Source organism: Saccharospirillum sp. MSK14-1 (assembly GCF_003054965.1).
In the GTDB taxonomy this organism is placed as follows: domain Bacteria; phylum Pseudomonadota; class Gammaproteobacteria; order Pseudomonadales; family Natronospirillaceae; genus Saccharospirillum.
Genome location: NZ_MIES01000002.1, coordinates 121,138 through 143,492, shown reverse-complemented (window position 1 = coordinate 143,492; position 22,355 = coordinate 121,138). Strand labels below are relative to the sequence as shown.

General features: G+C 56.4%; 22 protein-coding genes and 1 other RNA gene. 17 read left to right on the top strand and 6 right to left on the bottom strand.

The window, feature by feature from the left end; translation table 11 throughout:
- Position 1: 1 nt before the first annotated feature.
- Positions 2-235, bottom strand: coding sequence for an exodeoxyribonuclease VII small subunit (locus BGP77_RS00715; protein WP_108162813.1), 234 nt, complete (start codon positions 233-235; stop codon positions 2-4).
- A gap of 197 nt (positions 236-432) precedes the next feature.
- Here BGP77_RS00715 and pomA point away from each other — a divergent pair, with 197 nt between their 5' ends.
- Entirely contained in the window at positions 433-1,185 is a 753-nt protein-coding gene (pomA, locus tag BGP77_RS00710) for a flagellar motor protein PomA (RefSeq protein ID WP_108162812.1), read from the top strand.
- A 21-nt stretch (positions 1,186-1,206) separates the two neighbouring features.
- Positions 1,207-2,172 (top strand): MotB family protein, encoded by a 966-nt coding sequence (locus tag BGP77_RS00705; RefSeq protein ID WP_108162811.1) that lies wholly within the window; start codon positions 1,207-1,209, stop codon positions 2,170-2,172.
- Between the two features lie 58 nt (positions 2,173-2,230).
- Here the strand turns inward: BGP77_RS00705 and BGP77_RS00700 are convergent, their stop codons facing one another.
- The 5 genes from BGP77_RS00700 to BGP77_RS00680 form a co-directional block, all read right to left on the bottom strand.
- Positions 2,231-3,130, bottom strand: a complete 900-nt coding sequence (locus BGP77_RS00700; RefSeq protein ID WP_108162810.1) for a universal stress protein — start codon at positions 3,128-3,130, stop codon at positions 2,231-2,233.
- 105 nt (positions 3,131-3,235) lie between these two features.
- On the bottom strand, positions 3,236-3,820 hold the full coding sequence (locus tag BGP77_RS00695; RefSeq protein ID WP_108162809.1) for a BON domain-containing protein: 585 nt from the start codon (positions 3,818-3,820) through the stop codon (positions 3,236-3,238).
- A complete protein-coding gene (locus BGP77_RS00690) occupies positions 3,820-4,413 on the bottom strand; it encodes an SIS domain-containing protein (protein WP_108162808.1) in 594 nt (197 codons plus the stop codon). The genes BGP77_RS00695 and BGP77_RS00690 overlap by 1 nt, the downstream gene beginning before the upstream one ends.
- A complete protein-coding gene (locus BGP77_RS00685) occupies positions 4,413-4,769 on the bottom strand; it encodes a YraN family protein (RefSeq protein WP_108162807.1) in 357 nt (118 codons plus the stop codon). Before BGP77_RS00685 ends, BGP77_RS00690 begins: the two co-directional genes overlap by 1 nt.
- A complete protein-coding gene (locus BGP77_RS00680; RefSeq protein WP_158269227.1) occupies positions 4,769-6,577 on the bottom strand; it encodes a penicillin-binding protein activator in 1,809 nt (602 codons plus the stop codon). Before BGP77_RS00680 ends, BGP77_RS00685 begins: the two co-directional genes overlap by 1 nt.
- Before the next feature lie 101 nt (positions 6,578-6,678).
- Here BGP77_RS00680 and rsmI point away from each other — a divergent pair, with 101 nt between their 5' ends.
- The 15 genes from rsmI (at position 6,679) to BGP77_RS00605 (ending at position 22,348) form a co-directional block, all read left to right on the top strand.
- Positions 6,679-7,548 (top strand): 16S rRNA (cytidine(1402)-2'-O)-methyltransferase, encoded by an 870-nt coding sequence (gene rsmI / locus BGP77_RS00675; RefSeq protein WP_108162805.1) that lies wholly within the window; start codon positions 6,679-6,681, stop codon positions 7,546-7,548.
- Positions 7,549-7,589: 41 nt separating this feature from the next.
- Positions 7,590-7,936, top strand: an RNA gene (gene rnpB / locus BGP77_RS00670) — RNase P RNA component class A.
- A 455-nt stretch (positions 7,937-8,391) separates the two neighbouring features.
- Positions 8,392-8,847 carry a division/cell wall cluster transcriptional repressor MraZ gene (mraZ, locus tag BGP77_RS00665; protein WP_108162897.1) on the top strand — a complete coding sequence of 152 codons (456 nt, stop codon included), beginning with the start codon at positions 8,392-8,394 and terminating at the stop codon, positions 8,845-8,847.
- A complete protein-coding gene (gene rsmH / locus BGP77_RS00660; RefSeq protein WP_108162804.1) occupies positions 8,844-9,782 on the top strand; it encodes a 16S rRNA (cytosine(1402)-N(4))-methyltransferase RsmH in 939 nt (312 codons plus the stop codon). The genes mraZ and rsmH overlap by 4 nt, the downstream gene beginning before the upstream one ends.
- Positions 9,782-10,087, top strand: a complete 306-nt coding sequence (ftsL, locus tag BGP77_RS00655; protein WP_108162803.1) for a cell division protein FtsL — start codon at positions 9,782-9,784, stop codon at positions 10,085-10,087. Before rsmH ends, ftsL begins: the two co-directional genes overlap by 1 nt.
- On the top strand, positions 10,087-11,757 hold the full coding sequence (locus BGP77_RS00650) for a penicillin-binding protein 2 (protein WP_108162802.1): 1,671 nt from the start codon (positions 10,087-10,089) through the stop codon (positions 11,755-11,757). The genes ftsL and BGP77_RS00650 overlap by 1 nt, the downstream gene beginning before the upstream one ends.
- On the top strand, positions 11,754-13,199 hold the full coding sequence (locus BGP77_RS00645; RefSeq protein ID WP_108162801.1) for a UDP-N-acetylmuramoyl-L-alanyl-D-glutamate--2,6-diaminopimelate ligase: 1,446 nt from the start codon (positions 11,754-11,756) through the stop codon (positions 13,197-13,199). The genes BGP77_RS00650 and BGP77_RS00645 overlap by 4 nt, the downstream gene beginning before the upstream one ends.
- Positions 13,189-14,529: a UDP-N-acetylmuramoyl-tripeptide--D-alanyl-D-alanine ligase gene (gene murF / locus BGP77_RS00640; protein ID WP_108162800.1), complete on the top strand. Its 1,341-nt coding sequence runs from the start codon at positions 13,189-13,191 to the stop codon at positions 14,527-14,529. The genes BGP77_RS00645 and murF overlap by 11 nt, the downstream gene beginning before the upstream one ends.
- Positions 14,529-15,611, top strand: a complete 1,083-nt coding sequence (gene mraY, locus BGP77_RS00635) for a phospho-N-acetylmuramoyl-pentapeptide-transferase (protein WP_108162799.1) — start codon at positions 14,529-14,531, stop codon at positions 15,609-15,611. Before murF ends, mraY begins: the two co-directional genes overlap by 1 nt.
- A 1-nt stretch (position 15,612) precedes the next feature.
- Entirely contained in the window at positions 15,613-16,947 is a 1,335-nt protein-coding gene (gene murD / locus BGP77_RS00630) for a UDP-N-acetylmuramoyl-L-alanine--D-glutamate ligase (RefSeq protein WP_108162798.1), read from the top strand.
- Positions 16,944-18,134 carry a putative lipid II flippase FtsW gene (ftsW, locus tag BGP77_RS00625; RefSeq protein ID WP_108162797.1) on the top strand — a complete coding sequence of 397 codons (1,191 nt, stop codon included), beginning with the start codon at positions 16,944-16,946 and terminating at the stop codon, positions 18,132-18,134. Before murD ends, ftsW begins: the two co-directional genes overlap by 4 nt.
- Positions 18,131-19,210, top strand: a complete 1,080-nt coding sequence (gene murG / locus BGP77_RS00620; protein ID WP_108162796.1) for an undecaprenyldiphospho-muramoylpentapeptide beta-N-acetylglucosaminyltransferase — start codon at positions 18,131-18,133, stop codon at positions 19,208-19,210. Before ftsW ends, murG begins: the two co-directional genes overlap by 4 nt.
- On the top strand, positions 19,207-20,652 hold the full coding sequence (gene murC / locus BGP77_RS00615; protein ID WP_108162795.1) for a UDP-N-acetylmuramate--L-alanine ligase: 1,446 nt from the start codon (positions 19,207-19,209) through the stop codon (positions 20,650-20,652). Before murG ends, murC begins: the two co-directional genes overlap by 4 nt.
- On the top strand, positions 20,649-21,578 hold the full coding sequence (locus tag BGP77_RS00610) for a D-alanine--D-alanine ligase (protein ID WP_108162794.1): 930 nt from the start codon (positions 20,649-20,651) through the stop codon (positions 21,576-21,578). Before murC ends, BGP77_RS00610 begins: the two co-directional genes overlap by 4 nt.
- Positions 21,575-22,348 carry a cell division protein FtsQ/DivIB gene (locus tag BGP77_RS00605; RefSeq protein ID WP_108162793.1) on the top strand — a complete coding sequence of 258 codons (774 nt, stop codon included), beginning with the start codon at positions 21,575-21,577 and terminating at the stop codon, positions 22,346-22,348. The genes BGP77_RS00610 and BGP77_RS00605 overlap by 4 nt, the downstream gene beginning before the upstream one ends.
- Positions 22,349-22,355 lie beyond the last annotated feature (7 nt).

Here is a 22,355-nt window from a genome sequence, read left to right as displayed (position 1 = left end):
GTCAGTCTTCGTCGCTTAACGGCTCTAGCCGCTCGACTCCCTCATCACCCAGCAGCACCTGAACTTTTTGTTCGGCCTGGTCCAGCGCTGACTGGCAGTCGCGGGTCAGTTTGATGCCTTGTTCGAAAGTCTTCATGGCGTCGTCGAGTGACAGTTCACCAGACTCGAGGCGCTCTACCAGTTGTTCCAGCGCTTGCATCTGGCTTTCGAAATCGGCTTGTTGGGTGTCGCTCATGGGGGCTTCCTGCGGACAGTTGGGCGCAAAGGTAACGGCGCCGGCAAAAGGAATCAACTATTGACCGCGGCGGCCGATACTCTGGTTACCCGTGCCAGTGTGCGTCCGATTGCTGCGTAAAGACAGCGGAGGCGGCCTAGTTGCTGCTAGAATACACTGTCGGGTTTGCAAACCGGATTGCTTGGGGAAGGAAGACTGTGGATTTAGCTTCTATTATCGGCCTGATTGGCGCCTTTGCCATGGTCGCCATGTCGATGCTGTTGAACGGCAGTGTCGGTATGTACGTCAATGTGCCCTCCATCCTCATTGTGGTGGTTGGCTCCATCTTTGTGGCCATGTCGAAACTGACGCTGGATAAATTCCTCGGTGTGGGTGGCATCATCGGCAAGGCCTTCTCATTCAAAATCGTTCAGCCAGAAGACCTGATCGATGAAATCGTTGAACTGGCCGATGCCGCTCGTAAAGGCGGTTTGTTGTCGTTAGAAGGTCGTGAAACCAGCAATGAGTTTCTGGCCAAGGGCATTCAGTTGCTGGTCGATGGTCACGATCCTGATGTGGTGCGTCAGCTGATGACGCGGGATATGAAGATGACGACTGAACGTCATATGGCCGGTGGTTATTTCTTCTCCTATATCGGTGACGTGGCGCCCGCGATGGGCATGATCGGTACGCTGATTGGCCTGGTGGCGATGTTGGCGAATATGGACGATCCCAAGTCCATTGGCCCGGCGATGGCGGTAGCCCTGCTGACGACGCTTTATGGCTCCTTTATGGCGACGGCCTTTGCGCTGCCAATCAAAGACAAACTGAAGTTGCGTGCTGAAGAAGAAGAGCGCATTCAGCGCATGGTGATTGACGGCTTGTTGTCCATTCAGGGTGGTCAGAACCCCCGTATTATTGAGTCCATGTTGAAGAGCTATCTGCCTGCGACCAAGCGTGGCGTTGATTAAGGCAGCATCAGCGGAGACGTCATGAGCGAAGAAGTCGAAGACGAATGCCCCGAATGTGAGCCTGGCCTAGCCGCCTGGATGGCCACGTTCTCGGACCTGATGGCACTGCTGATGTGCTTTTTTGTGCTGTTGCTGTCGTTTTCTGAGCTGGATGCGCTGAAATTTAAGCGTCTGGCCGGTTCGTTGCGCAACGCTTTCGGGGTGCAAACCGAGATTACGGCCGACCGTGTGCCCAAAGGCACCAGTATTATTGCGCGTGAGTTCAGTCCGGCGCGGCCAGAGCCGACGCCGATTAATGTGGTTCGTCAAAATACGGTGGACGAACTGCGCGACTCATTGGAAGTGCTGTGTCAGGACACCATGCTGATGCAGGAAGAAGCGCAGGGCACTGAAGGTCAGCTGACCCGGCGTGTGGTGGTGCCGAATGACTCCATTGATGAAGAAGTGCAGCGTCAGGCGGAAGCGATGGCCAGTGCCTTGTCGGATGTTATTGCCGAAGGCTTGCTGGAAATTGAAACCATTGAGCAGACCATCGTGATTCGCGTTAAGGAGCAGTCATTCGGCGAAGGAACGGATTATGTCGCCGATCGCTTCCTGCCTATTCTCGACCGGGTGCGTGAATTGTTGGTAACGGTGCCGGGTGAAATTTCCATTGAAGGCCATACCGATACTATTCCGATTGCCTCGGGTCCATACCGCAATAACTGGTTGCTCAGTGCCGCTCGCGCGTTGTCAGTGGGCGAGTATTTATGGGAAGCGCCCGAGATGGATGAAGAGCGATTCCAGATTGTTGGCCATGGCAGTACCGAACCTTTGGCCAGCAACGACACGGTTGACGGGCGCGCGCAAAACCGACGAGTGGAAATCATTGTGACGCGCGATAACCCCGATTATGAAGGCGAGATCGTACCGCCGGATGAGCAGGGAGAAGATGTCGATTTCGGTGAGCCATCGCTCTTTGGATTGGAACCGGAAGAGATTTTCTAAACGATCAGTTCATAAAAAAGGCCCGGATAATCCGGGCCTTTTTCGTTATAGACGGCGACTATTTAACAATCAGAATATCGACGGTAATTCGGTCGAGAATTTTTTCAGCGGTATGACCGAGCAACCACCGTTCCAGACCTGAACGAGGGACGGCGCCCATAATCACCAGGTCAATGTTGGCTTGATGCAGGTGGTCTGGAATGACGGACAGGGTGGAACCGGTCTCCAGGACAGTATTGGACTCAGCGATTTGGTGCTGGTCCGCCAGCGCTTTGAGTGCGGTTTCGTGCTGATCGCGAATGTCTTCGCTGATATCGGCGCTGTCGATGGTTGGCTGATCCAGATAGATCAGTAAAGGCGTCGGGTCATAAACGTGCAGCAGTTGCAGTTCGCCGCTCATTCGACTGGTGAAATCCTTGCCCCAGCGAACGATGTGCTCGTCCAGTGAATCCGGTTTGTCGTTGGCCTGAACTGGATCAACAGCGGCCGTAACGCGAATTGGATCGTTCCAGGCGTTGGCTTTGGTCAGCAGTATCGGCAATGGGCAATGACGGATCAGTTCCCAGTCGGTCTGGCTGAAAAAAGTTCGTTGGATAACGTTTTGATGATGCGTGGCTTTGACCACCATGTCGGTTGGGTTTTGTTCCAGAAAGTGCAACAGGGCCGCGCCGGCATGCTTGTCCCACTGGCCCTCTGTTGTGACTTCAACCCCTTCGCTGCGCGCTATATCGGCAATGGTTTCCAAGCCTTCCAGCAGGCGATGCATGTAGGCTTTTTTAGCGCGTTCGGCAGAATCCGGATCGAGCGGATGATTGGAGGCCAGGGTGGCGTTGTAGCCACAGGCGAAAAGGGTTAGGCGGGCATTTTCAAGTTTCGCCAGCCGGCTGGCTTTTTGCACCGCCAGCGCGCTGTCTTCGGCTGGATCTATGAGGACGACAATGTGCTGGTTCGCGAACATGATGGCTCCCCTTTGCGTCGTTTTACGACGGACGTTTTAACACGCCGTCGCAGTGAACTGCTGCATTAAGGTTAGCGCGTTGCGAACCAATTGTCCTAATTTCGGTCAGGTATTATTGGCCGTGGCTCTTGAAAAAACAGTGACGACGCGCTGCACACCGTTCACTTCCGTGGCGATCTGAGCGGCTTGGCGCGCGGTGTCTTCGCTGACGCGTCCCATCAGATAAACAATGCCTTCTTCGACAATGACCTCAACGTGTGATGACGGGAAGTTATCGCGCGTGAACATGCGCGACCGGACTTTTACGGCCAGCCAGCTATCGTTGGCGCGTACGCCCGCAGAGAGCGATTCCTGGACGGTCAGATGATTGTGCACCGCCTTTACCGCAGGATCGCGACGTACCACTTCAGACGCCTGACGTACCAGGGCGTCGCTGGCAACCTGGCCCACCAGCAAGATGATTCCCGCGTTGCTGTGAACCTTCACCCGGCCCTCTTTTAAGCCGGGTGCGGCTTTTTCCAAATTGACTTCCAGGCGTGCGGTCAGGCTGTTGTCATCGATTACTTCGCCCATGGAACGGCCTTCCGGGTTGGGCGTAATGGGTTGATCACCCGACACGCCACCCAGCAGGGAAGCGCAGCCGGTCAGGCAAAGTGTCAGGGCGATTGGAATCAGGTTCAGAATTTTCATTAGGGTTCACTTCCAAACAATTGGTGCTCGATTAATTCGCCGAGGCAGTTCAACAATAAATGGTGGGTGAGCTGAATCAGGCCGCTTTTATCCGCGGCTACTCGCAGCTCAACGTCGTTGTCTTCCAGCAAGGTGGCAATGTCACCCCCGCTGCCACCGGTCAGTGCCACCACTCTCATGCCCATTTCGTGCGCAGCCTGAATGGCTTTGATAACGGGCGGTGCGTTGCCGGTGGAAGACAGGGTCAAGAGAACATCGTTGGGGTGGCCCAGTGTTCGAATCTGGCGCGCGTAGATGTCGTTAGGGTTGGTATCGTGGCTGATGCCGGTCAGCAAAAGTCCATCACCCGACAATGCCAGCGCTGGCAGACCGGGCCGTTCCAGTTCAAACCGACTCAACATGCGGGTGACAAATCCCTGGCCGTTGGCCGCTGAGCTGCCCATGCCACAGACTAAAATTTTGCCATCGCCGAGCAAGGCTTGCGTCAGCAGTTCGGCGCCATGATGGAGCAGTTCATCCAGCTGTTCAGCGACCAGCTGGAAGCTTTCCAAGCTTTGGCCAATTTGTTCGTAAATGATGTCGTCTGGTTTCATCAGGCGGTAAAAGCTCCTTTGATCCAGTCCAGTTGGCCATCGGCCCCTAAGGTGATGACGTCGAACCGGCTGGGTCGTCTGGCCTGGCGCGGATGGTCCTGTAAATAGCGCTGGGCAGCGGCGATCAGTTTTCGTTGTTTGCTCACTGTGACTGACGCGGCAGCGCCACCGTAACGAGGATTGCGGCGCTGGCGCACTTCAATAAACACCAGGCTGTCGCCATCTGCACAAATCAAATCCAGTTCGCCCTGAGTAACGCGATAATTGCGCGCCAGCGTACGCCAACCCTGTTGTTCACGGCACCAGCGTTCAGCTTGATCTTCGGCATCAACACCGGCGCTCGGTTGCCATGCCATCAGAAGCGGGGCTCCGTTGACGGCAATGGACCGTTGCTGGCTTGCGCGACGCCTTCGGTGATGGTCGCCCAGGTGAGTTCGCGATGGATGCGCCGGCTTGGATCCAGGCGCAGTATGCCGGTTTCACCATAGACGCGTGCCGTCGGGAAACGCTGCAATTGCACCAGACGAGGGTGTAATTGATAGGCGTCGACGCCAAGGGCGATCAGCGTTTCATAGCCGCTGAACTCTTCATTGAAAGCTTGCTCAACGCTGTTCTCCAGCTCGGACTGGTGCAGCTTCCAAGGCATTTCGACGAACTGAACGCCATTGAGGTCTTCGTCGCGTTCACGATTGAGTGTGCCGGCATACAGATGGGACGTCCCCATCACTGGGATGGCCGTGGCGTATTGGTAGTTCAGAATGGGTTTGAGTTGTCGCGCTTGGGGCGGGAAGGCGACCATAAAAATGAGGTCGATGTCCTGGCGTCGGCGCGGCTCGAACACCACATCACGTTCGGTTAAGCGGGCAATGTTGCGTTCACGTTGTTCGCTGTCGTCGATGTTCAGCGCACGTTTGACGGTGTACAGATACTGGTCGGGCTGGGTAAAGAGGGAGCGACTGGTAATTCGCCCACCTTGACGTTCCCAGCGTTGAATAAAGGCATCACTGACTTTGCGTCCCCAGTCGCTATTCGGTGCCAGTACCATGGCGCGGCGATTACCTTCTTGCCACGCTTGGTCAGCCACCTGGATGGCTTCATCTTCTGGTGCGAGACCAAACTGATAGAAGTTCTCGGGCGCAGACTGCCGATCATCGCCGTAGTTCAAGGCCAATACCGGTACGGTGAGAGCGGCCTGACTTTGCAGTCGCTGTACCCGGTTTTTATCCAGCGGGCCAATCACCAGATCGGCCCCTTCAAACACGGCCTGCTTATAGACGTTGTAAACATCGTCGTTAAGCGCGGTATCAAAGAAGGTGATGGCCGGCGTTTCACGACCGTTGGTGCGGGCTTCATACCAGGCGGCCAGTAAACCACTGCGAATGGCGCGGCCGGCTTTTTCCAGCGGACCGGACAGCGGCACCAGAACGGCGATGTTTTGCGGCTGGCGGTTAGCCAGTTCGCGCAGCAAAGCCAAATCGCCGGGTAAATTTTGGGCGGCCGGATGGTTGCGATGGGTGTTAATCCAATTGGTGATGGCCAGTAACTGTTGGCGCACATCGTCAACGTTCTCACGGGTAATGAGGGCCAGTTCCAGCCAGCCGGTTAAGTCCGGGCTGGATTCTGCGGCAATCAGGGTGCGCAGTTGCTCTTCCGGTACGCGCTGCAGCGCCGACCAGATACGATCGCGGTTGTTTTGGGCAACGTCGCCGTCCAATTGCGGCGCTAAAAAGATGCGTTCACGAGCGGCAGCCAAATATTCACCCACCAGTTCGTAGGCTTCGGCGCGTTTGAGGCGCAAATCAATTTGGCGCTGCATAGGAAGGCCGTCATACAGATAAGCGGTGTCACCCACCAGCCAGTTCAAAGCCTCCTGACCATCGTTGCGTTGCAGTGCCAGTTCGGCGCGCAATTCTGCATAGTCGGTTTGTTCAGCAATGGACAGTTGATCAAACTGAATCACACTTAACGCAACTTCAGCGTCTTCTGTGCGTTCTTGTGCCAATAATTGGCGAGCGATATCGAGACGTTGCTGGACGCTGTCGATGGACGATAAGTCCGCGATCGGGCTGTCCATTCCGGTCGGCCTGGGACCCTGACTGGCGCAGCCGGCCAGCAACAGTGCAAAAAGCCAGGCAAGCAGCCGGGCGCTGGAGCGCAATGGCATTGTTAACTTCCACCCAAAGACGGTTACAATAATGAACCGCATTCTACTCCAGAAGGGGGCGCGCTTGAAAATCGCGCCGCCGCACAACTGACAGGCCTCTCATGACCACCGACTCTTCGTTGCCCAGCGCTCTTTATGTGGTGGCAACGCCCATCGGCCATCTCGATGATATAACCCGTCGTGCCGCACAGATACTGAGTGAGGTTGAGGTGTGTTGCTGTGAAGATACGCGTCACAGTCGCCGCTTGCTGGATCATTTAGGCGTGCGTCCGAAGCTGGTTTCAGTGCACGAACACAATGAGCGCGAGCGAATCGACTTTATTCTTTCTTTACTCGAGCAAGGTCAGCGAGTGGCGTTGGTCAGCGATGCGGGAACGCCGTTGATTTCCGACCCAGGGTTTCCGCTGGTGCGTGCCGTTGTGGCTGCCGGTTATGACGTTCGTCCCGTGCCTGGCGTCAGCGCGGTCACCGCTGCACTCAGTGTGGCGGGCTTGCCAACTGACCGCTGGGTTTTTGAAGGTTTTTTACCCGCCAAGCCGGGGCAACGTCAGCAGCGGTTGCAGCAATTGGCCAGTGAGAGTCGCACCCTGGTGTTCTATGAAAGCAGTCATCGCATTGAGCGCTGTCTGGAGGATATTGTGACCGTGCTCGGTGCTGATCGTCCGCTTTGCTTAGCGCGAGAATTGACGAAGCAGTTTGAAACAGTGCTGCGCGGTTCGGCGGGTGAGATTCGCGAGCAGGTCGCAACCGATGCCGATCAGCGCAAAGGCGAGTTTGTCTTAATGGTGGGTGGCGCGACTGAAACCACCGACACGGTTCAAAGTCAGCTGGATGGTGAGCAGTTGATGGCTGTCCTGGCACCACTGATGCCGCCCAAAGCGGCAGCGGCGACCCTGGTTGAGCTGATCGGTGGTCGGAAAAAAGACTGGTATGAGCGGATCATCGCGCTGGAAAAGCCCGCGTCGCACTAAAACACTTGCCAATCCTGTGCAAACCCGTATTGTGCCCGGCGCGAGCTGGCCAGGCAGTCGCCGCTTCGAAAGAAGGGGAGGAAAGTCCGGGCTCCATAGGGCAGGGTGCCAGATAACGTCTGGGCGGCGAAAGCCGACGGAAAGTGCAGCAGAAAGGAAACCGCCATTCGCTTGCGGATGGTAAGGGTGAAAAGGTGCGGTAAGAGCGCACCGCGGCTCTGGTAACAGAGTCGGCGATGGTAAACCCCACCTGGAGCAAGGCCAAATAGAGTCCCATTAAGGCGCGGCCCGCGCTGGGACCGGGTAGGCTGCTTGACCCGGACGGTGACGTCCGGGCTAGATGAATGACTGTCCACGACAGAACCCGGCTTATCGGCCAGTTCGCCTTTTTTCCGAACGGGAGACGCTAGACGCACGCTGCGCGGATGGCAGATGCTTGTTTAGCGTCTCCCGTCTCTCTTCTTAACCAAGTTCCTGCATGGCAGGCCGCTTTTAACTTCTCTTGGTTATCTTTTCTCTCCTTTTTATTCGAAAACAATCTTTTACTTAACAATCCACTTTAACTTTCGCGGCTAACTCATCCGCTGCACGCCTCTTTGCGCAGTTAGTGTTTGCTAACTTTTTTCTGGGGACTGTGATCCACTTCGTAAGCTTCTGTTTTACCTGCTTTTTTTTTGGCTTTCCCGGCTAGTGACCACTTGCTTGTGGCTGTTGCCACTCCTATAGTGTCGCATTGTGGAGAAAAGTGGCGGAAAGTGGGTTTTTGGGGATGTAAGTAACCACTAACTCAGCGTCAGGAATCAAGCAGCGGAACAGACCTCTATGGCTGGGACACAAACGATGATGTTGCGGGGCGTACATACCCTGGCGTTAGACGCCAAGGGTCGTATTGCTGTGCCCAGTCGTTATCGCGCCCTGCTGCAGTCAATGGCCGAAGGCGCCTTGGTCACCACGATTGATACCGAAGCTCGCTGCTTGCTGATTTATCCGCTGCCTGAATGGGAAGTGATTCAGGAAAAGATTTCTGCTTTATCCAGTTTCAACAAAGCGGCGCGCCGCATTCAGCGTTTATTGGTTGGTCATGCCACTGACGTCGAGATGGATGCTTCTGGTCGTGTTCTGGTACCGCCGCCGCTGCGCGATTACGCCGAACTGGATAAGAAAGTCGTGTTGTTGGGTCAGGGTAATAAGTTTGAGCTCTGGTCCGAAGAACAGTGGGCGCAAACGCGGGACGCCTATCTGGATGAAGCCGGTGATGCGGAAACGCTCACTGCCGAATTGGAGCAAATTTCATTGTGACCGTTGAGTCGGGTCAGTTCAGTCATGAAACGGTGTTGCTGCAGGAATCTGTGGCGGCATTGGCGGTCGACGACGGCGTTTATGTGGATGGCACCTTTGGTCGTGGTGGTCACAGTCGACTGCTGCTGACGCGCTTGGCGAGCGATGGTCGACTGGTGGTGGTCGATAAAGACCCGCAGGCCATTGAACAGGCTGAGCAACTGGCCAGAGATGACGCGCGAGTCACCGTCTGTCACGCCAGCTTTGCCGACTTGAAAGTGCAGTTGCAGGCGCTGGGTTTGGTCGGTCAGGTGCGAGGTTTGTTGCTGGACTTGGGCGTGTCGTCACCGCAGTTGGACGACGCTGAACGTGGGTTCAGTTTTCGCTCAGACGGTCCTTTAGATATGCGCATGGACCCGAGCCAGGGCGAAAGTGCGGCCGATTGGATTGCCCATGTTGGTGAAACCGATTTGGCAAATGTGTTGTATCGCTATGGCGATGAGCGTTACAGCCGCCGCATTGCGCGCGCCATTTTGCGCGCACGCGACGAACAGCCACTGACGCGGACGTTGCAGTTGGCGGAAGTTATTGCTCAGGCGCATCCGGCTTGGGAGCGACACAAGCACCCGGCCACGCGCAGTTTCCAGGCCATTCGGATTCACATTAACAACGAACTGAGTGATCTGGATCGGTTGTTGGCCGATGCCGTTGAGATTTTAGCGCCGGGCGGTCGTCTGGCTGTGATCAGCTTTCACAGCTTGGAAGACCGGGCGGTGAAGCAATTTATGCGTGAAGCCGAGCAGGGGCCTGAATTACCGCCGGGCTTGCCGATTCCCGAAAGCGCCATTGAAAAAAGTATGAAGCGTGTGGGTAAAGCGATACGGCCCAGTGCAGCGGAAACCGCCGTGAACCAGCGTTCACGCAGTGCCACTTTGAGAGTGGCAGAGAAGTTGTAATGGCAACGGCCTGGCCTCGACGTTTGGTAACGCTGTTGCTGCTGGTGTTGGTGCTGATTTCAGCCTTCGCCGTGGTTATGGGGACCTACCAGAGCCGGGTGCGTTATGCCCAGCTGGAGTCGATGCGTCAGCAAAGCCAGGCGCTCGAAGAGCAGTGGGGTCGGCTGTTGTTGGAAGAAAGTGCGTTTTCATCGCCAGCGCGAGTCGAGCGTTTGGCGCGTGAGCAATTACAGATGACAGAGCCCGGTGATGATCAGGTGCGTTGGTTGGGCCGGGCGCAATCCGAGCAAGGGGCAAGCCGCTGATGTTGGCGAACTGGCGTTTTTATTTCGTGCAAACCGTACTGGGAGCTTTGGTGCTTCTGGTCGTATGGCGCGTGGTCAGTTTGCAGGTGCTCGACAAAGATTTTCTGATCGATCAGGGCACGTCACGCTGGCAACGCATTGAAGTGGTGAATGCGCCGCGCGGCATGTTGACGGATCGTCATGGTGAGCCGGTCGCGGTGAGTACGCCGGTCGTGTCTGTTTGGGCTGACCCGCGCGAGTTACGCGAAGAAGACATACCCGCGCTTGCCGAGGCGGCGCAGGTGTCAGCTAGAACGTTGGCGGCGCGTCGCCAGCAACATCGCGCCTTTATGTACGTCAGTCGCCATCTGGCGCCGGAAGTGGCTGAGCAGATTCTCGATCGTGGTATTGCCGGTGTGTACGGCCTGACCGAATACAAGCGGTTCTATCCGGCCGGTGAAGTGGCAGCGCACGTCGTTGGCTTTACCGATGTCGACGATCACGGACAGGAAGGCGTTGAGTTGGCGTTCGAAAACGAGCTGCGTTCCGAGCCCGGCCGCAAAGAAGTGATTCGAGATTTGCTCGGTCGCGCCGTACGCGATGTGGGTGAGTTGCAGGCCCCGCAACCGGGTCGTGATCTCAGTCTGACCATTGATTTGCGCTTGCAGTATCTGGCCTATCGCGAATTGAAAAAAGCGGTGACGCAATACGGTGCGCGCGGCGGTTCGGCGGTGGTGATGGATGTGAGTACCGGTGACGTTCTGGCGATGGTGAATCAGCCTGGGTTTAACCCCAATGACCGGGCTCAGTTACTGCCAGCGTCGACACGCAATCGCTCCATGACCGATCAGTTTGAACCGGGCTCGGTGATGAAGCCGCTGAGCATGGCGACGGCTTTATCCAGCGGGCAATTCAGCCCGGCCGATGTCATCGATACAGCACCCGGTTATTTGCGATTGGGTGAGTACACCATTCGCGATTTTCGCAATTACGGTCAGCTCGACATGACGGGCATCATCACCAAATCGAGCAATGTCGGTATGGCTCGCGTGGCGATGCAGCTTGATGGTCAGCAGATGTGGGAAACCTTCTATGGACTGGGCTTTGGGCAGACTACGGGCATTGGTTATCCCGGCGAAGCGACCGGACGGTTACCCAACCCTCTGAGCTGGCATCCGGTTGAACAGGGTGCTATGTCCTACGGCTATGGTTTGGCAGTAACGCCGCTGCAGCTGGCTCAGGCTTATGCCACTCTGGCCAACGATGGGCGCCGGGTGAACGCTCGTATTTTGCTCGACACGCCAGTACAGCCCGGTGAGCAGGTGGTTTCTCCGGAAGTCGCGCACGAAGTGCTGACCATGATGGAAACCGTCGTCACGCCCGCTGGTACGGGCAGCCGGGCCGCGCTGGACTGGTACAGCGTGGCGGGCAAGACCGGTACGGTTCATAAAGTCGGCGCTCAGGGTTACGAAGATCAAAAATACATCTCGTCGTTTGTAGGCATCGCACCGGCGCACGACCCGCAAGTGATTACCGTGGTTGTCATTAACGAACCACCCACGGATCACTATTACGGAGGTGAAGTTCCGGCGCCGGTATTTCGCGGCATTATGAATCAGGCCTTGCCATTGTTGGGTATTCAGCCGGATCGCATTCCGGCCCAGGCGCGTTTGCAGGAGGCAGGCTCATGAAAGTGCTGTCGACCTGGTTGCCTGAGCATTCCGAACTGACGGGTATTAAAGCGCTCGATTTAACGCTGGACAGTCGCGAAGTGCGTCGCGGCAGTGTCTTTGTGGCGTTGGCGGGTGCGTCGTTCGACGGTCATGACTACATCGACGAGGCCATTCAGGCTGGTGCAGTTGCCGTATTGGCTGAACGCTCTATCGGCGAGCGTGACGTTCCGATCATTGTGCTCCCGCAATTACGCAGTGAATTGGGTGAGCTGGCGCATCGTTTCTTTGATGCGCCGTCTGAACAGTTAGGCGTGATCGGTATTACCGGCACCAACGGTAAGACATCGACCTGTCAGTACATTGCTCAGTCGCTGGATTTCCTGGGTCGTCGCTGCGGCATTATTGGTACCAACGGTCAGGGCTTGTGGGGCGCGTTGCAACAAACGCAAAACACCACGCCTGATGTGATTCGATTGCACAAAGAATTATCGCGTCAATGGGTGCAAGGCGGCCGATATTCGGCGATGGAAGTATCGTCGCACGGGCTCGATCAGGGTCGTGTAGACAGCGTCCGTTATCGCACCGCGGTGTTCACTAACCTCAGTCGGGATCACCTCGATTACCACGGCACCATGGAAAATTATGGCAACGCCAAATGGCGCTTATTCCAGTGGCCGGGTTTGGTGAATGCTGTGGTCAACCTCGATGACGACTGGGTTCGTACGCATAAAGACAACATTCGCGCGCAGCGCGTACTGACCTATGGCGAAGATGCACAAGCCGATGTTCGTGTGCTGGCATCGCGTTGCCATCCCACGGGTTTGGACGCGCGCGTTGCAACGCCCTGGGGTGAAACCGAACTGAATTTGCCATTGCTGGGGCGTTTTAATCTGAGCAATGCGCTGGCGGCGTTTGCCGTGTTGTTGTGTGAAGACGTGCCGCTGTCAACGGCGGCGCGTGTTCTGTCAAACCTGCGTCCGGTCAGTGGACGCATGGAAAAATTATTGATCGAAGGCGGTCCGACGGTGGTGGTGGACTATGCCCATACACCGGATGCGCTGGAGAAAGCGTTAAGCGCTTGTCGCGATCATGTGGAAGGCCGCCTGGGTGTTGTGTTCGGTTGCGGTGGCGATCGTGATAAAGGCAAGCGGCCAGAAATGGCGGCGGTTGCGGAAGCCAGTGCAGATTTTGTGGTGATTACCGATGACAACCCGCGTTCAGAATCGTCAGCCAGCATTTTGGCCGATATTCGCGCTGGTTTTAGCGCTCCTGAGGCGGTGACTGTGATTGCTGACCGACACGATGCCATTGTCGACACCCTCGGTCGCAGCGGTGAAAACGACGTGATTCTAATCGCGGGTAAAGGTCACGAGGCGTATCAGGAAATTTCCGGTGTGCGTCACGACTTCTCCGATCAGCAAACGGTGCGCGATTGGCTGGAGGCTCAGCATGTGGACTGAACCGAGCCTGAGCCAATGGGCGGCAGCCGCTGGTGGTCAACTGGTCGGCAGCGATGCGGTGATAACGCAGGTATCTACCGACAGTCGTTCGTTGTCGCCCGGCGATAGTTATGTTGCCCTGAACGGCGAGCATTTTGATGGCCACGCCTATGTTGAGGCCGCCATTGACCAGGGCGCTTCCGCATTGGTTGTTGAGCAAGAACAGAACACGACTTTGCCGCAAATTATTGTACCTAATACCCGTTTGGCATTGGGTCAGCTGGCCGGTCTGTTGCGGCAGGCATTTACGGGTCAGGTGGTTGCCCTGACTGGCAGCGCTGGCAAGACATCGACACGCGCCATGCTGCAACACATTTTTGCGCAACAGCCCGGTCTGTTAGCAACTCAAGGCAACTTCAATAATGACATCGGTGTGCCTAAAACCTGGTATCGAATCGGCGCGGAGCATCGTCGGGTGTTATTGGAGCTGGGTGCCAATGCTCAGGGTGAAATTGCCTGGACCGCTGGTTTCAGTCAGCCGCATGTCAGTCTGCTGTTGAATGCCTCTGAAGCGCATGCTGAAGGTTTTGGTGGTTTGGCCGGAGTGCGTCTTGCTAAGGGCGAAATCATTGAGGGCACGCTACCGGACGGTTATTGCATTTTGAACCGAGATGACCCGGCCTTTGAACAGTGGTTTGAACGTGCCGGGTCGCGTTCGGTCATCAGCTTTGGTGAAACCGATCAGGCCGATGTTCGGTTGCTGGATTATGAAACCACCGCGACCGGGTCTGCGTTTCGTTTGCTACTGCCGGCCGGAGAACTGTCTGTAAGTTGGTTGATGCTGGGTCGGCATATGGCAATAAACGCCGCCGCCGCCGCTGCAACTGCCTGGGTTGCGGGGATGTCGCCGGAGGCGATTCGTGAAGGGCTGGCGTCGATGCAGCCTGAGCCGGGTCGGTTGCAGCCGTTGCCGTCTCAGCACGGTGGCCTGTTGATCGACGATTCCTATAACGCCAATCCCGCATCGGTACGTGCGGCGATCGAGGTGTTGTCGCCTAGCAGTGATGACACTCTGCTGATTTTGGGTGACATGGCTGAGTTGGGCGAAGACGCGGTCAGCTTGCATGCCCAGGTTGGTGAATACGCCCAAGGCAAGGTTCGTGATCTGTGGACAGTCGGCCCCTTATCGGCTTCGGCCAGCGCGTCCTTTGGCGGCGAACATTTTAATTCGATTGAATCGTTGGTGGCGGCATTGTCATCGCGTCTGACTAAAACCACTGCGGTGTTAGTGAAAGGATCACGCAGCGCAGGCATGGAAAGGGTTGTTGAAACCCTGAAAAGGAAACCTTGATGTTTGTTTGGTTAACGCCCTATTTAATGGAATTGCACAGCGGCTTTGGCGTGCTGCAATACCTGACGCTGCGCGCCATCTTTGGAGTGCTGACAGCGCTGGGCGTGTCCTTATTGTTGGGGCCCTGGCTGATTCGTACGTTGCGTCAATATCAAATTGGTCAGTCGGTACGCAGCGATGGCCCGCAAACCCATTTAAGCAAAGCTGGCACGCCAACCATGGGCGGTGCTTTGATTCTGATTTCTATTATTGCGTCGGCCTTGTTGTGGTCCGATCTGAGTAATCGCTATGTCTGGATCACCATCGGCGTGACCGCCGGTTTCGGTGTTATTGGCTGGGTTGACGATTACCTCAAAGTGGTTAAACGCAACAGCAAAGGCTTGCCGGCGCGCACCAAATATTTGGCGCAATCAATGTTCGGTCTCGGTGCCGCATTGGCCTTGTTTTTAACCGCCGGTGGAGTGGTTGAAAACACGCTGTATGTGCCATTCTTTAAAGAGGTTGCGATCACCCTGGGCGGCTTCTTTGTGGTGCTGACTTACTTTGTCATTGTCGGTACTTCTAACGCGGTAAACCTGACCGATGGTCTGGATGGTCTGGCCATTTTGCCCACGGTACTCATTGCCGGTGCGTTAGGTGTTTTCGCATACGCCGCCGGTAACAGTGTTTATTCCGAATACCTGCAGATTCCTTATGTGTTTGGCGCCGGCGAATTGATTGTTTTCTGTGGCGCTCTGGTCGGTGCGGGTCTTGGATTCTTGTGGTTTAACACCTATCCGGCTCAGGTGTTTATGGGCGATGTCGGTTCGCTGGCGTTGGGCGCTGCACTGGGTGTCATAGCGGTGATTGTGCGCCAGGAATTAGTGCTGTTCATCATGGGCGGTGTCTTCGTGGCTGAGACGCTGTCGGTCATTTTGCAGGTAGCGTCATTCAAGTTAACCGGGCGCCGAATTTTCCGCATGGCGCCTTTGCATCACCACTATGAATTAAAGGGTTGGCCCGAGCCTCGGGTCATTGTTCGTTTCTGGATCCTCACCGTTATTTTGGTGTTGATCGGACTGGCTACGTTGAAGATTCGTTGAGATGAAACCGATCACGGCACAACGCGATTATCTGGTCGTCGGCTTAGGCGCAACAGGCTTGTCCTGTGTGCGCTTTTTGCGCGCGCGCGGCCAAGGCGTTGCTGTGGTCGACAGCCGGGCCGAGCCACCGGGCCGAGATGTGTTGCAACGGGATTTCCCGGAAGTCGAATTGACCACCGGCGCGTTTTCGGCAGATCAATTAAAGCAAGCTGACATCTTGGTGATGAGCCCGGGAGTGCCTTTGGCCACGCCGGCGATTAAGGCCGCTATTGATGCCGGTGTACCGGTAACCTCGGATATTGAATTGTTTCATCAGGCGTTTGACGGGCGGCTGGTATTGATTACCGGCTCCAACGCCAAATCCACCGTCACTTCCTGGGTCGCGGATATGGCGCGCCTGTCACGTCAGGCTTATGTGGTGGGCGGCAATCTGGGTAAGCCAGCGTTGGAGTTATTGGAAGAACCGGCCGATCTGGCGATTCTGGAACTGTCCAGTTTTCAACTGGAACTGCTGCCGCCGATGATTTCCGATGTGGCGACCATTTTAAACGTCAGCGAAGACCATCTGGATCGCTACGACAGCTTTGACGCCTATCGTGAAGCCAAGTTGCGTATCTATCGCGGCGCTAAGCAGGTGGTGTTTAACCGAGCGGATGCGTTGACACAGACGCCGCTGGAAACGCCGGAGGTGTCGTTCGGTTTGGATCAGCCGGCTGCAGGTCATTTCGGTCTGGTGCAGCACGACGGAGAAGAGTGGTTGGCCCAGGGTGATCAGCCGTTATTGCCCAGTCGTGAAGTGGCTTTGCCGGGTCGACACAACCTGGTGAACGCTCTGGCCAGTCTGGCGTTGGGTTCGGCGGTGGATTTGCCGCACGTAGCGATGTTGGAATCGTTGCGCAGTTTTAAAGGCTTGCCTCATCGCTGTGAGTGGGTGGCGACCAAAGCCGGTGTGCGTTACGTCAACGACTCTAAAGGCACCAATGTCGGTGCAACGCTGGCCGCCGTCGAAGGCTTGGGCCGTGAAGCCCCAGGTCGCTTGATTCTGCTGGTCGGTGGGCAGGGCAAAGACGCCGATTTTGCCCCGTTAACCAAACCGGTGAATGAGTTATGCAAGTCGGTGTTTGCGTATGGCGAAGACGGCGATGTGTTGGCCAGTGTGATCGGACCGTTGACGCAAAGAGTCGAGCGCATGGAAGACGCTTTTGCCGCAGCAGTCTCGCAAGCCATTGAAGGCGACACTGTGTTGTTGTCACCGGCCTGCGCGAGTTTCGATCAGTTCCGCAATTTTGAGCATCGCGGTGACGTCTTCCGCGCTCAGGTGGAGGCTCTGTCATGACCGCTCAAGCACGCAGTTTACCGTTGCTGACAGATCGTCTTGGTGCCGCCTATCAGCCGCTGTGGCGCGGTGATCGCTGGTTGCTGGGCAGCGCCTTTTCGCTGCTGATTCTGGGCGTGGTGATGATTGCTTCGGCGTCCATTGATATCAGCCAGCAAAATTTTGGAGTGCCTTACCACTATACGATGCGTCACCTGGTGTATCTGACGCTGGGTGTGTCGCTCGCCGCGCTGGTGTCGGTAGTGCCAATGGTGGTGTGGCAGCGATTGAGCGGCGTGTTTTTGATCGCCTCATTGTTCTTGTTGGTGCTGGTTCTGATTCCCGGTATCGGTCGCGAAGTGAAAGGCAGCTGGCGCTGGATTGACTTGGGGCCGGTGGGTTTCCAGCCATCGGAGCTCGGTAAGGGCGCGATCATTCTGTATGTGTCCGCTTATCTGGTGCGCCGACGCGATGAAGTGATGACGCAGTTGTCCGGTTTTATTAAACCACTGGCGGTGATGTCGGTGATGATCATGCTGCTGTTGCTGGAGCCGGATTTCGGCACGGTGGTGGTGGTGTTGGGCACCATTCTCGGCATGTTGTTTTTGGGCGGTGTGAAAGCCGGTCAGTTTTTCCTGGCGATAGTGGCGGCCGGTGGTGCCATTACTGTGATGGTGTTGTCGCAGACGTATCGGGTGCGACGCGTTCTGGCGTTTTTGGACCCCTGGTCGGCCGAGAATGTGTATGGCAGTGGCTATCAGTTGACGCAATCGCTGATCGCCTTTGGTCGTGGCGAATGGTTCGGTGTTGGCCTGGGTAATTCGATGCAGAAACTGTTTTATCTGCCCGAAGCCCATAACGATTTTATTCTCGCCATTATCGGTGAAGAGCTGGGTCTGATTGGTGTGCTGGCCGTGCTGGTGCTGTTCGGGATTTTGATTCAGCGGATGTTTTTTATCGCTCGCCTGGCCGAACGCAAAGGCTATTTGTTTGGCGCTTTTGTCAGCTATGGCATTGGTTTGCTGTTCGCCATTCAGGTGCTGATCAACATCGGTGTGAATACCGGCTTGTTACCGACCAAGGGGCTGACGCTGCCGTTCTTATCGTCCGGTGGTACCAGTCTGCTGTTGTGTTTGTCGTTGCTGGCGCTGGTCAATCGCGTCTACAACGAATCGCTCGCGCGCGACACCGAGGAGGCCACGTCATGAAACGCATTTTGATCATGGCCGGCGGCACCGGTGGGCATATTTTTCCGGCGATGGCCGTCGCTGAGGCGTTGCAGGATGCTGGCTATCAAGTCAGTTGGCTGGGTGCGCGCCGAGGCATGGAATCTGATCTGGTACCGCGCGCGGGTTTTGATTTGCACACCCTGGGTGTAACGGCCTGGCAGGGCGGTGGATTGCTGCGCAAATTGATCGCGCCGTTCAATCTGGCGCGTGCCTTGTTGCAGGCGCTGGGTTTGCTCGGCCGATTAAAACCGGCGGCGGTGATTGGCTTTGGTGGCTATGCCTCAGCACCGGGTGGTGTCGCCGCCTTGTTGCGTGGCGTGCCGCTTATATTGCACGAACAAAATGGTGTCCCGGGTTTAACCAACGCTCGCCTGGCGAAACGAGCGACGCGCCTGTTGCAAGCCTTTCCGCGCACCTTTGTTGGTGACGTCGAGGTGGTTGGTAATCCGGTACGCGCTGCGTTAACGGCCTTGCCGTCTCCAGCCGAACGCGGTTTAGGCGGTCATGGTCGTTTGCGGGTTTTGGTGATGGGTGGCAGCCAGGGTGCCCAGGCATTGAATGAAACTGTGCCGGCGGCGGTGGCTCAGCTGTCGACAGCGCAACAACCGGAGATTTGGCATCAGGCGGGGCGAGCTAAGGCTGACGATACCGTGGCGGCCTATCGCGCCGCGGGTGTTGACGCCAGCGTGGTTGAGTTTGTTGATGATATGGCCAAGGCCTATGGCTGGGCTGACTTGGTGATTTGCCGCAGTGGTGCGTCAACGGTATCGGAATTAGCAGCGGTGGGTGTGTACAGCCTGCTGGTGCCGTATCCGTGGCATAAGGATCGTCAGCAGTATCGCAATGCACAATGGCTGGTGGACGAGCAGGCTGCGGAGCTGTGCGATCAGGCGGATTTAACCGCCGAGAGTTTGAGTGAACGGTTGCGCTATTGGCACAACCATCGTGATGAATTGAAGGCAGGCGCGCAGCAAAGTTGGCGTCTGGGAATACGCGATTCGGCTCGCCGAGTGGTTCGAGTCGTTGATGAAATATTAGTGGAGCAAGCCGCATGACGCGTCTGGATTTAAACAATGGCCAGGAATTTCCGATCCCGGAGATGCGCCGCATTCGTCGCATTCATTTTATCGGTATCGGTGGTGCTGGCATGTGCGGTATTGCGGAAGTGTTGCATAACCAGGGTTATGCCATCAGTGGATCCGATTTGAAGCGCAGTGCCGTCACCAACCGGCTCGAAGAGCTGGGTATGACGGTGTATTACGGTCACGACGAAAGCAACGTCAGTGGTGCGGATGTAGTGGTCGTATCAAGCGCCATCAATCCGGCAAACCCGGAAGTGAAATGGGCATTGGACCGTCGCGTGCCGGTCGTTCGCCGCGCCGAAATGCTGGCGGAATTGATGCGCTATCGCCACGGCATTGCAGTAGCGGGTACCCACGGTAAAACCACGACCACTTCTCTGATGGCGTCCGTAATGGCCAAAGGCGGCCTGGACCCGACCTTTGTGATTGGTGGCAAATTGAACAGCGCCGGTGCTAATGCGCGTTTGGGCAACAGTCGTTATCTGGTGGCCGAAGCCGATGAGAGCGATGCGTCCTTTTTGCACCTGCAACCGATGACCACCATTGTCACCAATATTGATGCCGATCATATGGACACCTATGACGGCGATTTTGAACGCTTAAAAGATACCTACATCCAATTCCTGCACAACCTGCCGTTTTATGGTCTGGCGGTGTTGTGCATCGATGATGAACACGTGCGTTCCATCCTGCCGCGACTGAGCCGTCAGTTCGTCACCTATGGCTTTAGTGAAGAGGCAGATTACCGCGCTGTCGACATTCAGCAGGAAGGCATGGTGACGCGTTTTCGCGTCGAGCGTCCGAGTGATATGCCGGCTCTGGATATCGCGCTGCGCATGCCAGGCGACCATAACGTGTTGAATGCGTTGGCGGTGATTGCCGTCGCCAGCGATGAAGGCGTATCCGATAGCGGTATTCAGGAAGGCTTGAACGAATTTGACGGCGTAGGCCGCCGCTTCCAGGTGCAGGGCGAGTACAGCATTCCGGACGGCAAGGTGATGCTGGTCGATGATTACGGCCATCATCCGCGCGAGCTGGCGGTGACCTTTGATGCCATTCGTCGTGGCTGGCCCGATAAACGTTTGGTGGTGCTGTTTCAACCACACCGTTACAGCCGGACCCGCGATCTCTACGAAGACTTTGTCGATGTGCTGTCCAAGGTCGACGCACTCTTGCTGCTCGATGTTTACGCTGCGGGCGAAGAACCCATTCCCGGTGCCGATGGACGTAGCCTGAGCCGCAGCTTGCGTATGCGCGGCAAGGTGGAGCCCATCTTTATTGAACATCGCGACAAAGTACTGGAGGCCCTGCCAGACGTTCTGCGTGATGGCGATTTGCTGCTCACTCAAGGTGCCGGTGATATCGGTGCGTTGTCGGTAGAAATTGCTCAGGCTCAGCTGGGGTTTAAAGCATGACGGCGGGTAAAAAGTTTCAGCGAGTGGCGGTGCCATACGGCGGTATGTCGGCCGAGCGCGACGTTGCGTTGAACAGTGGCATGACCGTCATTCAAGCGTTGCGCGATGCGGGCTATGACGTTGTTACTTTGGACGTCACCGATAAATCGTCGTTGGTGGATTGGGTCAGTCAGCTGAATGTTGATGTGGTCTTCCCGATGTTACACGGCCGTGGCGGCGAGGATGGTCAGTTACAGGGACTGCTCGAATGGTATGGCCTGCCTTATGTCGGAAGCGGTGTGCTCGGTTCGGCGTTGGCGATGGATAAATTGCGCTCTAAGTGGGTGTTTTCCAGTGCTGGTATCGCGACCCCACCGTTTGCGGTGATTCGCTCTGATGCCGAGCGCGAAGTGGTGCAAACACAACTGGACTATCCGGTCATGGTTAAGCCGGTGCACGAAGGTTCCAGTATCGGCATGAGTCGTGTCGATACGGCCGAGCAGTTGGCCGCCGCCTGTACGGAAGCCTTCCGTTTCGACAGTGAAGTGATGATTGAACAGTTTATTGCTGGCAGTGAATACACCGTCGGCATTGTCGGTGACCTGGCCTTGCCGGCTATTCGTCTGGAAGCCGCGAATAGGTTTTATGACTACCAGGCGAAGTACGTCTCGGATGACACCCGCTATTTTCTGCCCTGCGGTTTGAGCGAAGCGCGCGAAGCCGAGGTGCAGTCACTGGCACTGCAGGCGTTTCGTGCCTTGGGTTGTGAGGGCTGGGGTCGGGTCGATCTGATGATGGATGCGGCCGGTCAGGCCATGGTATTGGAGGTCAATACCATTCCAGGCATGACCGATCACAGTCTGGTGCCGAAGGCGTCACGTGCTCACGGCTGGGAGCTGCCGCAATTGATGCATGAAATTCTGGCTACGGTAGGAACGCCCTCTTGAGTGATGCGCGCAAGCGTAAACAGGGCGCCACCTTAAGGCGGCGGCCGCTGAACTGGCGTAAACCGCTGCGCTACGGGCTGCGTGCCCTGGCTGGCGGTGTGGTGTTGGCACTGTTGATCAGTGCCGGGCGCTGGGTGCTGGGTTTTGAAGTCAGCTGGCAGCCTATGGCACTGCAACATTGGTCTGTGGATGAGGTGATGGTGTACCAAAGCCGGGCTGAACTGGACGCTGTCTTGGCGCAGTACCAAGGTCGCAGCCTGCTGCTGATTTCCCCAGAGGCCGTGCGCAAAGAGGTTGAAGCGTTGCCCTGGGTTGCTCAGGCCATGGTCAGCAAAACTTGGCCGGATCAGTTGCAGCTTCGCATTGAAGAGCATCAACCGGTGGCACGTTGGAATGGTGAGCAGGTTTTGAACAGTGACGGCGAGCCGTTGTCGCGCCCGGTGGCCGATTTGGTGTTGGCCGATTTACGAGGCCCCAATGGCCAGGCCAAGCGAGTCATGGATCAGTACCTGCAATATTCCCGGGTCTTTGTTGATTCGGGTGTTCGGCTCGCGGGAGTGCGCATGCATCCGCGCGGTGCCTGGGATTTGCAATTGGATAACGGTATTCAGGTGGCGCTGGGGTCCAGTGACATGCTCGATCGCACCACCCGGGTGGTGGCGTTGTTGGAGCGGCGCCCGCTGGAATTGGATGACATTGAATACATTGATGCTCGTTACCCGAACGGTGTGGCCGTCGGGCGGCGAGCTGACAACGAACCATCGGCATGAGGTGAAT

Bases quoted from the DNA above. Each gene is read 5' to 3' on its own strand.
- BGP77_RS00685 (WP_108162807.1), bottom strand. From the start codon at position 4,769: ATGGCATGGCAACCGAGCGCCGGTGTTGATGCCGAAGATCAAGCTGAA.
- BGP77_RS00695 (WP_108162809.1), bottom strand. From the start codon at position 3,820: ATGAAAATTCTGAACCTGATTCCAATCGCCCTGACACTTTGCCTGACC.
- murF (WP_108162800.1), top strand. From the start codon at position 13,189: ATGTGGACTGAACCGAGCCTGAGCCAATGGGCGGCAGCCGCTGGTGGT.
- mraZ (WP_108162897.1), top strand. From the start codon at position 8,392: ATGTTGCGGGGCGTACATACCCTGGCGTTAGACGCCAAGGGTCGTATT.
- BGP77_RS00645 (WP_108162801.1), top strand. From the start codon at position 11,754: ATGAAAGTGCTGTCGACCTGGTTGCCTGAGCATTCCGAACTGACGGGT.
- BGP77_RS00700 (WP_108162810.1), bottom strand. From the start codon at position 3,130: ATGTTCGCGAACCAGCACATTGTCGTCCTCATAGATCCAGCCGAAGAC.
- BGP77_RS00610 (WP_108162794.1), top strand. From the start codon at position 20,649: ATGACGGCGGGTAAAAAGTTTCAGCGAGTGGCGGTGCCATACGGCGGT.
- BGP77_RS00680 (WP_158269227.1), bottom strand. From the start codon at position 6,577: ATGCCATTGCGCTCCAGCGCCCGGCTGCTTGCCTGGCTTTTTGCACTG.
- BGP77_RS00650 (WP_108162802.1), top strand. From the start codon at position 10,087: ATGTTGGCGAACTGGCGTTTTTATTTCGTGCAAACCGTACTGGGAGCT.
- rsmI (WP_108162805.1), top strand. From the start codon at position 6,679: ATGACCACCGACTCTTCGTTGCCCAGCGCTCTTTATGTGGTGGCAACG.
- mraY (WP_108162799.1), top strand. From the start codon at position 14,529: ATGTTTGTTTGGTTAACGCCCTATTTAATGGAATTGCACAGCGGCTTT.
- murC (WP_108162795.1), top strand. From the start codon at position 19,207: ATGACGCGTCTGGATTTAAACAATGGCCAGGAATTTCCGATCCCGGAG.
- ftsW (WP_108162797.1), top strand. From the start codon at position 16,944: ATGACCGCTCAAGCACGCAGTTTACCGTTGCTGACAGATCGTCTTGGT.
- BGP77_RS00705 (WP_108162811.1), top strand. From the start codon at position 1,207: ATGAGCGAAGAAGTCGAAGACGAATGCCCCGAATGTGAGCCTGGCCTA.
- BGP77_RS00715 (WP_108162813.1), bottom strand. From the start codon at position 235: ATGAGCGACACCCAACAAGCCGATTTCGAAAGCCAGATGCAAGCGCTG.
- murG (WP_108162796.1), top strand. From the start codon at position 18,131: ATGAAACGCATTTTGATCATGGCCGGCGGCACCGGTGGGCATATTTTT.
- murD (WP_108162798.1), top strand. From the start codon at position 15,613: ATGAAACCGATCACGGCACAACGCGATTATCTGGTCGTCGGCTTAGGC.
- ftsL (WP_108162803.1), top strand. From the start codon at position 9,782: ATGGCAACGGCCTGGCCTCGACGTTTGGTAACGCTGTTGCTGCTGGTG.
- BGP77_RS00690 (WP_108162808.1), bottom strand. From the start codon at position 4,413: ATGAAACCAGACGACATCATTTACGAACAAATTGGCCAAAGCTTGGAA.